Origin of the sequence: Pseudorhodobacter sp. E13 (assembly GCF_003991405.1) — a bacterium.
In the GTDB taxonomy this organism is placed as follows: domain Bacteria; phylum Pseudomonadota; class Alphaproteobacteria; order Rhodobacterales; family Rhodobacteraceae; genus Pseudorhodobacter.
In genome coordinates, this window is the sequence record NZ_RPEN01000153.1 from 13429 (window position 1) to 26055 (window position 12627).

Consider the following 12627-nt stretch of genomic DNA (forward strand, 5'->3'; position numbering starts at 1 on the left):
GCTGTTTCACGCATGGCCGTAGATGGCAAGCCCAAATCCCGCCCTGCATGGGGCAAAACGGGCTTTCCGCCTTGGCTGCGCCCCCGTTTGTCGGGATCAGCGGCGATGGGCGGCCAGCAGGCTGCGCAAATCCTCGGGCGCAAGGTCGCCAAACGCCATCACATAGGTATGGATGGAAAACAGGATCGCGCCGGTTTGCGGCAAACGGGCGAGGCATTGATGTTCGGCCCGCAGATAGCGCGGGGCGGCATCACTGCGCGGCGCGGCCTCGGTCCGGGGGTGGAACAGATCGGGATTGGCATAAAGGTTATGGTTCATCCGCCACAGCGGCTGGCCCGCGCGCACCGCATCCAGAAGGCGCTGCACGCGTTTGGTGATATTTGCGTCATAGGCCGGCACCGGGATGTGAATGGCCGACATCGGGCGGCCCAGCTTTTCGGCCAATGTCCAGGACGCGGGAAAACACAAGATGGCAGCGGTCAGACAATGTTCATCGTTGGTGCCCTTTGTCAGCAGGCACAGATCCTCTTGCAGCAATCGGCCAAGCGTCAGCAAGGGCTGCGCGCGCTGCAAGGCCACCTGCACACCATCCGGGCGCGTCACGGCCTGCGCGCCAAAGCTGAAACCGGGCGTTGCGCGCAGCTTGTCCAGCGTCAGGTCATAAAGCTCGGCTGCGGCGGCTTCGGCCTCGGGCAGCAGCGCATGAACGGGGGCGGCGCTTGCGATCAGCCGGTCCCGCTCGGCCATCTGGGCGGCATAGGTTTCAGCAACCGTGAACCAGCGATCCCCTGCCACGGGCAAGGTTCCGGGCAGGCGCGCAAGGCGCGGATCGGCCCAAGGCAAGGCGGGCAGGCTGTGGTTCAGGATCGCGGTCATGCCGCACAATCTGCGGGCTGCGGGGCGGAAATGCAAAGCGAATTCCGACATGCCTGCGTCGGGATTGGGCAAGACCCCCGGGCAGGCTTGGCCGCACCATTTGTCATCACATCCGAAAGGGCCTTGCATGAATGTCCCCTATTCCGCCCGCCGCAAGATCGACCCCACACGCGGGGACCGCTTGGCCGATGGCAGCCCCAATGACAATGACCGGGTAGAGATTGGGCCGACCCAGCTTGCCTATGCCGAATGGGCCGCCGTGGGGCTGCAACTGCCCGACCTGCCCGCGATGCGCGCCTTCCGGCACAATCGGCTGGTGCAGGGCGTGGTGGCGCGGGGGTATGGCGGGGTGCTGATGTTTGACCCGCTGAACATCCGCTATGCCACCGACAGCACCAATATGCAGCTGTGGAACACCCATAACGCCTTTCGCGCCTGTCTGGTCTGCGCCGATGGCTATATGGTCGTCTGGGATTACAAGCAGGCGATGTTCCTAAGCAAATTCAACCCTTTGGTGCGCGAACAGCGCAGCGGGGCCGATCTGTTCTATTTCGATCGCGGCGACAAGCTGGACCCCGCGGCGGATGTTTTTGCCAACGAGGTGCGCGCTATCATCGCCGAGCATGGCGGCGGCAATATGCGGCTGGGCGTGGATAAGGTGATGCTGCACGGGCTTCGCGCGCTGGAAGCGGTGGGATTTGCGGTGATCCCCGGCGAGGAGCTGACCGAGAAGGCGCGCAGCATCAAAGGCCCGGATGAAATTCTGGCGATGCGCTGCGCCTCCCATGCCTGTGAGGCGGCGGTGGCCGAAATGGAACGCGCCGCCCGCACAGGCGTGCCGCTGGGCCATATGTCGGAAGATGATATCTGGGCCGTTCTGCATGCCGAAAACATCCGGCGCGGCGGCGAATGGATTGAAACGCGGCTGCTGTCATCAGGCCCGCGCACGAATCCGTGGTTTCAGGAATGCGGCCAGCGCATCGTGCAGAACAATGAAATCGTGGCCTTCGATACCGACCTGATCGGCGCTTATGGCATTTGTGTCGATATCAGCCGGACATGGTGGGTGGGCGATCGCGCGCCCCGCCCCGATATGATCGAGGCGATGCGGATCGGGGTAGAACATATCGCGCAGAACATGGCGATGCTGAAACCCGGCGTGACCATCCCCGAGCTTTCGGCCAGATGCCACCGCTTGCCCGACCACTATCAAAAGCTGAAATACGGCTGCATGATGCATGGCGTGGGTCTGTGCGATGAATGGCCCTTGGTGGCCTATCCCGATCAGGCGGTCGAAGGCGCGTTTGATTATGCGCTGGAACCCGGCATGTGCCTTTGCGTCGAGGCGTTGATTTCGCCCGAAGGCGGCGATTTCTCGATCAAGCTGGAAGATCAGGTGCTGATCACCGAAACCGGGTATGAAAACCTGACGAAATACCCGTTCGATGCCGCGTTGATGGGCAACACAAGCCTGTGAGGCGGGGTTACAAAGGGTTACACCCCGCGTGCGCCGCCCCAATATGCCCCCTATAGGGATAGGAGGGCGCGATGGCAGAGGCGTTTGAATTCAAAGGCAAAGACGGCCAGACCCTGCGCGGTCGGCTGGAACGCCCGCAGGGCGCGCCGCGTGCGGTGGCGCTGTTTGCCCATTGCTTCACCTGTGGCAAGGATATCTTTGCCGCCCGCCGCATCAGCCGCCGTCTGGCCGCGCAAGGCATCGCGGTGCTGCGGTTTGACTTCACCGGATTGGGCCATTCCGACGGGGAATTCGCGAATTCCGGCTTTTCCGGCAATGTCGAGGATTTGCAGGCTGCCGCCGAAGCCTTGGGCGCGCAAGGGCTGGCCCCCGGCTTGCTGGTCGGTCACAGCCTTGGGGGGGCAGCGGTGATTGCGGCAGCAGGCGCGCTGCCTTCGGTCAAGGCGGTAGCCGTCATCGGCGCGCCAGCCGATCCGGCCCATGTGACCCATCACTTTTCCCATGCCGCCGAGGAGATCGAGGCCGAGGGCACCGCCGATGTCAGCCTTGCCGGGCGCGATTTCACCATCAGCCGCAAGTTCCTGCGCGATCTGCATGACACCACGCTGACCGACCATCTGCGCCATTTGCACCGCGCGCTGCTGATCCTGCACGCGCCTTTGGATGCGGTGGTGGGGATAGACAACGCCTCTTCGCTGTTTATCGCCGCGCGCCACCCCAAAAGCTTTGTGACACTGGACGGCGCCGACCATCTGCTCAGCCGGGCGCAGGATGCCGATTATGCCGCCGATACCATCGCCGTCTGGGCCGCGCGCTATCTGGAACTGGCCGAGCCAGAGCCCGCGCCCAAAGCCCCGGAAGGCATCACACGGGTGGCAGAGGCGGACCCGCAGGGGTTCTTGCAAGACGTGCATATGGGCCGCCATCACCTGAAAGCGGATGAACCACAAAGCTTTGGCGGCACCGATCTGGGGCCATCGCCCTATCAATACCTTGCCGCTGGGCTGGGGGCCTGCACCGCCATGACCATCCGCATGTATGCAAGGCGCAAGGGCTGGGACCTAGGGCATGTCTCGGTTGATGTGTTGCATGAAAAACAGCATGCAAGCGATTGTGAAACCTGCGAAAAAGGCGAAAAGATTGATGTGTTTGAACGCATCATCACCCTGACAGGCGCGCTGGATGCCGCGCAGCGCGACAAGCTGCTGGCGATTGCCGATAAATGCCCCGTCCACCGCACGCTGGAAGCCGAATCCGTCATCCGCACGCGGCTTGCCAGCGATCCGGGGTGACGTTGCGACAGGGCCTCCCCTTGCCCTTTTGGGCTTGGGGCACTAAGGGAAGGCGCGCATCCTGCACAGCCCCTAATGAAAAGGCCCTGCCCCATGATCCCGCGTTATTCCCGCCCCGATATGGTTGCCATCTGGTCGCCGGAAACCAAGTTCAAAATCTGGTATGAGATCGAGGCCCATGCCTGCGACGCCATGGCCGATCTGGGCGTGATCCCGCGCGAAAATGCCGATGCGGTCTGGAAAGCCAAGGACGTGGAATTTGATGTGGCCCGGATTGATGAGATCGAGGCCGTCACCAAACATGACGTGATCGCCTTTCTGACCCATCTGGCCGAACATGTCGGCAGCGACGAGGCGCGCTTTGTGCATCAGGGCATGACCTCCTCTGACGTGTTGGATACCTGCCTGAATGTGCAGCTTGTCCGCGCCGCGGATATTCTGATCGCGGATATGGAGGCGCTGCTGGCCGCGCTGAAAAAGCGCGCGATGGAGCATAAGAATACGGTGCGCGTGGGCCGCAGCCACGGCATCCACGCCGAACCCACAACCATGGGCCTGACCTTTGCGCGCTTTTACGCGGAAATGGATCGCAACCTTGCCCGCCTGCGCGCTGCCCGCACCGAAATTGCCACCGGGGCGATTTCCGGCGCGGTTGGCACATTCGCCAATATCGACCCCCGCGTCGAAGAGCATGTTTGCGCCAAGCTGGGCCTGACGCCGGAACCGATCTCCACCCAAGTGATCCCGCGCGACCGTCACGCGATGTTCTTTGCGACCCTTGGGGTGATTGCATCCTCGATCGAAAACGTCGCCATTGAAATCCGCCATATGCAGCGCACCGAAGTGCTGGAAGGGGCAGAGTTTTTCTCGATGGGGCAAAAGGGATCGTCGGCTATGCCGCACAAAAAGAACCCCGTGCTGACGGAAAACCTGACGGGCCTTGCGCGTCTGGTACGGATGGCGGTGATCCCGGCGATGGAGAACGTAGCCCTTTGGCATGAGCGCGATATCTCCCACTCCTCGGTGGAGCGGGCGATTGGCCCCGATGCCACCATCACGCTGGATTTCGCGCTGAACCGGTTGACAGGCGTTGTCGACAAGATGCTGATCTTCCCGCAGAACATGCTGGACAATATGAACAAATTTCCCGGTCTGGTGATGAGCCAGCGCGTGCTGCTGGCCCTGACGCAAGCCGGTGTATCGCGCGAGGCGGCCTATTCCATGGTGCAGCGCAATGCCTTGAAGGTCTGGGAAGAACGCCTTGATTTCCAAGAGCTTTTGCTGGCCGATGCCGAGGTGGTCGCCGCCTTGGGCGAGGATGGTATCCGCGCCAAGTTTGACATGGGCTATCACACCAAGCACGTCGACACGATTTTCAAGCGGGTGTTCGGGGCCTGAGTGCGGCCTGTTCCACGCGGAACAGCCAAGCGGTGACATGCCGATCAGACTGGGGGCAAGCAGGTTTTCTGCTTGCCCTTTTTCATTTCATGCTACCTTAGCATCAAAGAAGGATCTTATCATGCACAAGCTTGCCGCCGTTCTTCTCGCCTCTGCCCTGCCCTTTGCCGCCTTTGCCGCAGGCAGCGACGATACCACCCCGCCGACCCCGACCGAAACCACCACAACCTGCACCGATGGGCAGATTTACGATGCCGAGGCGCAGAAATGCAAAAACCCGCAAGATGCCAGCCTTGGCGATGATATCCGTTTCGGGGCCGTCCGCGAATTGGCCTATGCGGGCCGCTACACCGAGGCGCGCGCCGCCCTTGACGCAATGTCCGAAGGTGAAAGCGACCGGGTGCTGACCTATCTGGGCTTCATCACCCGCAAATCCGGCGATATGGCGGGGGGCATGGCCTATTACGCCCGCGCGCTGGAGGTGAACCCCGATAACATCCTCGCCCGGTCCTACATGGGGCAGGCATTGGTAGAGCAAGGAGATATTGCCGCCGCCGCGCGCCAGTTGGACGAAATTCGCATCCGTGGCGGGGCGGGAAGCTGGGCCGAAGCCTCGCTTGCCCATGCTGTCGGCACCGGACAGACGCTGAATTACTAAGCCCTTGAAACCGGCCCGCCAGACCAAGGCGGGCCATTGACTGAAAGGAAAGCTGATGAAAACCAAGACCATTCTTGCCGTGATCGCCCTGACCTTCCTGCCCAATCTGGTCATGGCCGCCTGCGCCTCGGAAGAGCATGCCGCCATGAGCTGCGCCGAGGGCAAGGTGTTTGACACCAAGACCAATTCCTGCGTGTCGGTTTCTGGTTAAAATTGAACGGATTACACGGGCGCGCGGGGAAGCCTGCGTAAGCCCGTGTTAACCTTGCGCTGCCAGCTTGGCCCCAAGTGAAGAATTCATGGGGGTCCTATGCCAGACGAGATGACGCAACTTGCACAGATTACACCAGTGCAGCAAATCGCCCCGAACCGCGAACGCCGGGCGACGCGGCGCAGCCTGACCAACCGCGAAAAAGCCGCTGTGATCGTGCGGCTGATGGTCGCCAAAGGGTCGCCCATCACCATTTCGGGCATGCCCGAACATATCCAAGCCGCCCTTGCCGAACAGATGAGCAAGATGCGGCTGGTGGATCGTGCCACGCTCAACCAGGTTGTCTCGGAATTCCTGTCGGAGTTGGAGGAGGTTGGCCTGTCCTTTCCCGGCGGGATTGAAGGGGCGCTGTCGATCATGGATGGCCATATCTCGACCACCGCGGCCAATCGCTTGCGGCGGCTGGCCGGGGCATCGTCCAAGGCGGACCCGTGGGATCGAATCGCGGCGCTGGATCTGGAACGCCTGCGCCCCGTGCTGGAGGAAGAAAGCATCGAGGTGGCCGCTGTGATGCTGTCCAAGCTTGCGGTGCCGAAAGCGGCGGAATTGCTGGGGCAATTGCCGGGCGAACGGGCGCGGCGGGTGGCCTATGCCGTATCGCTGACCGGGAATGTAGACCCCGAAACCGTGCGCCGCATTGGCCTGTCGCTGGCTGCACAACTGGAAAACCAACCCGCCCGCGCCTTTGATGCGGGGCCGGTGGAACGGGTGGGGGCGATTCTGAACGTGGCCCCGCAAACCATCCGCGAAGAGGTGCTTGCCGGGTTGGACGAAGACGATCAGGATTTTGCGCAACTGGTGCGCAAGGCCATTTTCACCTTTGTGCATGTGCCCAGCCGTATCAGCCCGCGCGATGTGCCCAAGATCATCCGTATCGTCGATCAGGGGCTTTTGGTCACGGCGCTGTGCTATTCCGAAACCAAACCCGAAACCGCCGCCACGGCCGAATTTTTCCTAAGCAATATGTCACAGCGCATGGCGCAATCGCTGCGCGAGGAGATGGCAGAGCGGGGCAAGATCAAGGACAAGGATGGCGAGGCGGCGCAAGGCGCGGTGATCGCCGCGATCCGAAGTCTGGAGGCCGCAGGCGAAGTGGCCCTGCTGCAAGAGGAGGAATAAGCGCTGGCCGCGGCGGCAGCCTTTTGTCCGGCCCGGCGCTTTTGCCCTCTACATCCCTTTGAAAATCGTTAGGGTGCCGCAGATCAGCCCGCAGCTTGGATGATCCATGGCCTTCACCGTCCCGAACCGGTTACCGCTTGCCGCAAACACGCGCGGCATCTTGTTGATGTTGCTTGCCATTCTGTGCTTCACGCTGATGGATGCCACGGTGAAGGGGCTGGTCGATCGTTACCCCGCCCCGATGCTGGTCTGGATGCGCTTCATGGGGCAGTTTCTGTTGGTGGTGATCTTACTGCGGCACCGGTTTCTGGCGCATCTGCGCACGCGGTTTCCGGTGGTGCATCTGGCCCGTGCGGTGACGCAGATGGGGGCGACGGGGCTGTTTTTCACCTCGCTTGCCTATATCGGTCTGGCCGAAGCGACCGCGCTGATTGATATCAACCCGGTGCTGATCACCTTGGGGGCCGCGCTGTTTCTGGGCGAACAGCTGGGGCCGCGGCGGATGTTTGGCGTGCTGGCGGCCCTTGCGGGGGCGCTGATCGTGATCCGCCCCGGCGCGGGCATTTTCACCCCGGCGGCCTTGCTGCCCCTGCTGGGCGCGGTCAGCTATGCCGCCAACGCGCTGATCACCCGCTGGGTCGGCCAACAGGAAAGCGCTTGGACCTCGATGGCGCTGACCTCGGTAATCTGCACCGGCCTCGCCAGCCTGTCGCTGCCGTTCTTCTGGGTGCCGATTGATGCAGGCGACCTGCCGCGCTTTGCGCTGATCGGGGTGCTTGGCACCATTGCCCAGCTTTGCCTGATCCGCGCCTTCACCTTGGCCGAAGCGGCGATCGTGGCCCCCTTCGCCTATATCGGGATTCTTTTTGCGGCAATCTGGGGATATCTGTTCTTTGGCACCCTTCCCGACCGCTGGACGGTGATCGGTGCGCTTGTGATCGTGGCGGCGGGACTTTATGTCTGGCATCGGGAAACCCGCGCCTTGCGGGCGCAAAACCGGGCAGAGTGATGGCAGAAACCACAAAAAGCAGAACCGAACGCTGGCGGAATATTGCGTTGCGGGGGTTGATCGGGCTGTTGCTTGCCCTGCCCTATCGGCTGCGCGTGCCGCTATGTGGTTGGGTGATGGCCTATGTCATCGCGCCGATTGCGGGCTATGACAAACGGGTGCGCGAAAATCTGGCGTTGATCATGCCCGATCTGCCCGAGGCAGAGGTGCGCCGCCTGATGCGCGCGGTGCCGCGCAACGTGGGCCGCACCTTGATCGAGATTTATTCAGGCGCGGAATTCGTGGCCCGCGCCACGGCAGAACCGCTGAAGGGCGAGGGGCTTGCGGCCTTGGATGCAGCCCATGCCAGCGGGCGGCCCGTCATACTGGTGACGGGGCATTTCGGCAATTACGATGCCAGCCGCGCCGCCCTGATCGCGCGGGGCTACCGCGTCGGCGCGCTGTATCGGCCGATGGGTGATGCCGATTTCAATGCGCATTACGTCAAAGCGATTTCGCGCATTGGCACCCCGGTGTTTCCTCGCGGGCGGGCCGGATTGGCCGATATGGTGCGGTTCTTGCGCTCGGGCGGGATGTTGGGCCTGCTGATGGATCAGCATATAGGCCATGGCGCCGAGTTGACCTTCTTTGACCATCCCGCGATGACAGCCTTGTCGGCGGCGGAGCTGGCATTGAAATATGATGCGCTGGTGGTGCCCACCTATGCGGTGCGGCGCGAAGGTGGCTTGGATTTCGATATCATCATCGAGCCGCCCATTCCGCATGGCACACCCGAGGCAATGACACAGGCGTTGAACGATTCACTGGAAAAGCTGATCCGGCAGCATATGGACCAGTGGTTCTGGATCCATCGCCGCTGGAAGTAACACAGTTCAGCGCAGGACGGCGGCGGCCAATATCTTGGCTGGGCCATCCGCTTGCAGGATAACGGCCATCGGGGCTGTGCCGCCTGCCTCGGCCTGCATGGTCAAGGGGCTGTTGCCATCCCATTTACCCAACACCTGCCAAGACCGCACCACATTATGATAAGTGATGGTCTTGCCCGCGTTTTCCCCGCGTTTGATCACTACCTCCTCGGATGGTGAAAAGCGCACCAGTTGCACGCGGATCGGGCCGCTATGGCCTGTCAAAGGCTCTGCCCGGATGGTCAGCACATCGCCCGCCCGCTCCAGCCGCAAGGCGGTATTCTGGGCGGTGCCCAGATGCGCGCCAATCGCGGCTTCCACCTCGGCGCCACGGCTGCCCACAACCCGCACCTGCCCTTGGATTACCATTTGCGGGGTATAGACCATCTTGTCGCGGGCGTGATGGGCATATTCCTTTTGCCGGGCGGTGAACTTGGGGCTGGCGAACTTGTCTTTCCAACCAAGGTAATCCCAGTAGTCGACATGCAGCGACAGCGCGATCACACGGCTATCCGCGCTCAACTTGCCCAAAATCGCATCCGCCGCCGGGCAAGACGAACAGCCCTGCGAGGTGAACAATTCCACCACAACCGCATCGCTGCTTTGCGCCTGGGCCAAACCAGACAAAGCCATCCAAGCCGCGCAGGCGGTTGCGAGTAGGTGTTTCATGAACTGTGTCCCATTTCTGTGTGCCTTGTCTGTCTACCCAAAACCACGGGTCCGGGCCAATCAAGGTTTTGCGAGTGTCCGTTACATTGCCGCGCTGCGTCTGCCTGCCGCAGCTTTGCCGAAAAACTTGTTCAAATTTGGGCTGGATTTTCGGCATACAATTGCATACAAAGGCGCGACTCCTCTTGTTAAATTGCCCCGAATTGGGCATTACGCGGGGGAAGCCCCATAATTCACGCGCCAGCCCAGGAGGCCCGAATGACCGTAACCGTCGGACATGACAGCACAAAGACCCGCCGCACCCTTAAAGCAGGCGGTGCCAGCGTTGCCTATTACTCTATCCCCGCCGCACAAGAGGCCGGATTGGGCGATTTTTCGCGCCTGCCCGCTTCGCTGAAAGTGGTGCTGGAAAACATGCTTCGTTTCGAAGATGGCAAAACCGTCAGCGTGGATGACATCCGCGCCTTTGCCGAATGGGGCGCAAACGGCGGCAAGAACCCGCGTGAGATTGCCTATCGCCCGGCCCGCGTGCTGTTGCAGGATTTTACCGGCGTTCCGGCGGTAGTGGACCTTGCCGCGATGCGCGATGCGATCATCGCTTTGGGCGGCGACCCGGAAAAGATCAACCCGCTGAACCCGGTTGATCTGGTCATCGACCACTCGGTCATGATTGACGAATTCGGCAACCCGCGCGCCTTCCAGATGAACGTGGACCGCGAGTATGAGCGGAACATGGAGCGTTATACCTTCCTGAAATGGGGGCAGAACGCCTTTAACAACTTCCGCGTTGTGCCGCCCGGCACCGGGATTTGCCATCAGGTGAACCTTGAATACCTGTCGCAGACTGTCTGGACCGACAAGGACCAGCACGGCGAAGAAGTCGCCTATCCCGACACGCTGGTCGGCACCGACAGCCACACCACCATGGTCAATGGTGCCGCCGTTCTGGGCTGGGGCGTTGGCGGGATCGAGGCCGAGGCCGCGATGCTGGGCCAGCCGATTTCCATGCTGATCCCCGAGGTCATCGGCTTCAAGCTGACCGGCCGCATGATGGAAGGCACCACCGGCACCGACCTCGTGCTGAAAGTGGTGGAAATGCTGCGCGCCAAGGGTGTGGTGAACAAGTTCGTGGAATTCTATGGCGAGGGGCTTGACCATCTGCCGCTGGCCGACCGTGCCACCATCGCCAACATGGCGCCGGAATATGGCGCGACCTGCGGCTTCTTCCCGATTGACGGTGAGACCCTGCGCTACCTGCGCAACACCGGCCGCGATGAGGCCCGTGTGGCCTTGGTCGAAGCCTATGCCAAGGAAAACGGCATGTGGCGCGGTGCGGATTACGCGCCGATCTATACCGATACGCTGGAACTGGACATGTCCTCCATCGTTCCGGCCATCTCTGGCCCCAAGCGCCCGCAGGATTTCGTGGCGCTGACCAATGCCAAAGAAGCCTTTACCCGCGAAATGGCCAACACGTTCAAACGCCCCTTGGGCAAGACCGTGCCGGTGGCTGGCGAAGATTACACGATGGAAAGCGGCAAGGTCGTGATCGCCTCCATCACCTCTTGCACCAACACCTCCAACCCCTATGTCATGATCGGCGCGGGTTTGGTGGCGCGCAAGGCGGCAGCTTTGGGCCTGAACCGCAAACCTTGGGTGAAAACCTCGCTGGCCCCCGGATCGCAGGTCGTTTCGGCCTATCTGGAAGCCGCCGGCCTGCAAGATGATCTGGACAAGATCGGCTTTAACCTTGTCGGCTATGGTTGCACCACTTGTATCGGCAACTCTGGCCCCTTGCAGCCCGAGATTTCCAAGGCAATTGCCGAAGGCGATCTGGTGGCGACGGCTGTGCTGTCGGGCAACCGCAACTTTGAAGGCCGGATCAGCCCGGATGTGCGCGCCAACTATCTGGCCTCGCCGCCCTTGGTTGTGGCCTATGCATTGGCCGGCACGCTGGATATCGACCTGACATCCGAGCCGATTGGCAAAGGCAGCAATGGGCAGGACGTCTATCTGAAAGACATCTGGCCGACCACGCAGGAAGTGGCCGAGTTGGTCGAGCAGACTGTGACGCGCGAAGCCTTCCTGACCAAATACGCCGATGTGTTCAAAGGCGATGAGAAATGGCAGGGCGTGGAAACGACCGACCAGAAAACCTATGACTGGCCGGTTTCGTCGACCTATGTGCAAAACCCGCCCTATTTCAAAGGTATGGGCCCGAACCCCGGCAAAATCTCGAACATCGACGGGGCTAAGGTTCTGGCGCTGCTGGGCGATATGATCACCACCGACCATATCTCGCCTGCCGGGTCGTTCAAGGAAACCACGCCTGCCGGGAAATACCTTGTGGAACGTCAGGTCGCCCCGCGCGAATTCAATTCTTACGGGTCGCGTCGTGGCAACCATGAGGTGATGATGCGCGGCACCTTCGCCAATATCCGCATCAAGAACGAGATGCTGGACGGGGTTGAAGGCGGCTACACCAAAGGGCCGGACGGGGCGCAGACCTCGATCTATGATGCGGCCATGGCCTATCAGGCCGCTGGCACCCCGCTGGTGATCTTTGGCGGTGAGCAATATGGCGCAGGTTCCAGCCGGGACTGGGCGGCCAAGGGCACGGCTTTGCTGGGCGTGAAAGCGGTTATCGCGGAGTCGTTCGAGCGTATTCACCGTTCCAACCTCGTTGGGATGGGCGTGATTCCATTCGAATTCACCGGCGGAGACACCCGCAAATCGCTGGGCCTGACCGGCGATGAAACGGTGTCCATCTCGGGTCTGGATACGATCCAGCCGCTGCAAGAGGTGCCTTGTGTCATCACGAAAGCCGATGGCAGCAGCAAGACCATCACTTTGAAATGCCGCATCGATACCGCGATCGAGATCGAATATATCGAACACGGTGGCGTGCTGCATTACGTGCTGCGCGATCTGGCCAAAGCGGCCTGATCCAGCG

At 61.5% G+C, this 12627-nt stretch carries 11 protein-coding genes; 9 read left to right on the forward strand and 2 right to left on the reverse strand.

The window, feature by feature from the left end; translation table 11 throughout:
- Nucleotides 1–96 precede the first annotated feature (96 nt).
- Nucleotides 97–1005: a DUF3445 domain-containing protein gene (locus tag EGN72_RS07945; protein WP_233587080.1), complete on the reverse strand. Its 909-nt coding sequence runs from the start codon at nucleotides 1003–1005 to the stop codon at nucleotides 97–99.
- Between EGN72_RS07945 and dddP the strand changes: the two genes are divergently transcribed.
- The 8 genes from dddP (at nucleotide 1004) to EGN72_RS07985 (ending at nucleotide 8966) form a co-directional block, all read left to right on the forward strand.
- Nucleotides 1004–2353, forward strand: a complete 1350-nt coding sequence (gene dddP / locus EGN72_RS07950; protein ID WP_127046327.1) for a dimethylsulfonioproprionate lyase DddP — start codon at nucleotides 1004–1006, stop codon at nucleotides 2351–2353. The genes EGN72_RS07945 and dddP overlap by 2 nt on opposite strands.
- A gap of 71 nt (nucleotides 2354–2424) precedes the next feature.
- A complete protein-coding gene (locus tag EGN72_RS07955) occupies nucleotides 2425–3645 on the forward strand; it encodes an alpha/beta fold hydrolase (RefSeq protein WP_127046329.1) in 1221 nt (406 codons plus the stop codon).
- 93 nt (nucleotides 3646–3738) lie between these two features.
- Complete coding sequence (gene purB / locus EGN72_RS07960; RefSeq protein WP_127046331.1) at nucleotides 3739–5043, forward strand: adenylosuccinate lyase; 1305 nt, start codon at nucleotides 3739–3741, stop codon at nucleotides 5041–5043.
- A gap of 121 nt (nucleotides 5044–5164) precedes the next feature.
- Nucleotides 5165–5701, forward strand: coding sequence for a tetratricopeptide repeat protein (locus tag EGN72_RS07965; protein ID WP_127046333.1), 537 nt, complete (start codon nucleotides 5165–5167; stop codon nucleotides 5699–5701).
- A gap of 55 nt (nucleotides 5702–5756) precedes the next feature.
- A complete protein-coding gene (locus EGN72_RS07970; RefSeq protein WP_127046335.1) occupies nucleotides 5757–5912 on the forward strand; it encodes a carbohydrate-binding module family 14 protein in 156 nt (51 codons plus the stop codon).
- Between the two features lie 99 nt (nucleotides 5913–6011).
- Nucleotides 6012–7091, forward strand: a complete 1080-nt coding sequence (locus tag EGN72_RS07975) for a flagellar motor switch protein FliG (RefSeq protein WP_233587081.1) — start codon at nucleotides 6012–6014, stop codon at nucleotides 7089–7091.
- 106 nt (nucleotides 7092–7197) lie between these two features.
- Entirely contained in the window at nucleotides 7198–8100 is a 903-nt protein-coding gene (locus tag EGN72_RS07980; protein ID WP_127046337.1) for a DMT family transporter, read from the forward strand.
- On the forward strand, nucleotides 8100–8966 hold the full coding sequence (locus tag EGN72_RS07985) for a lysophospholipid acyltransferase family protein (RefSeq protein ID WP_127046339.1): 867 nt from the start codon (nucleotides 8100–8102) through the stop codon (nucleotides 8964–8966). The genes EGN72_RS07980 and EGN72_RS07985 overlap by 1 nt, the downstream gene beginning before the upstream one ends.
- A 6-nt stretch (nucleotides 8967–8972) precedes the next feature.
- On the opposite strand, the gene EGN72_RS07990 is transcribed toward EGN72_RS07985, so the two are convergent.
- Entirely contained in the window at nucleotides 8973–9674 is a 702-nt protein-coding gene (locus EGN72_RS07990) for a thioredoxin family protein (RefSeq protein WP_127046341.1), read from the reverse strand.
- A gap of 258 nt (nucleotides 9675–9932) precedes the next feature.
- Between EGN72_RS07990 and acnA the strand changes: the two genes are divergently transcribed.
- Entirely contained in the window at nucleotides 9933–12620 is a 2688-nt protein-coding gene (gene acnA, locus EGN72_RS07995; RefSeq protein ID WP_127046343.1) for an aconitate hydratase AcnA, read from the forward strand.
- Nucleotides 12621–12627 lie beyond the last annotated feature (7 nt).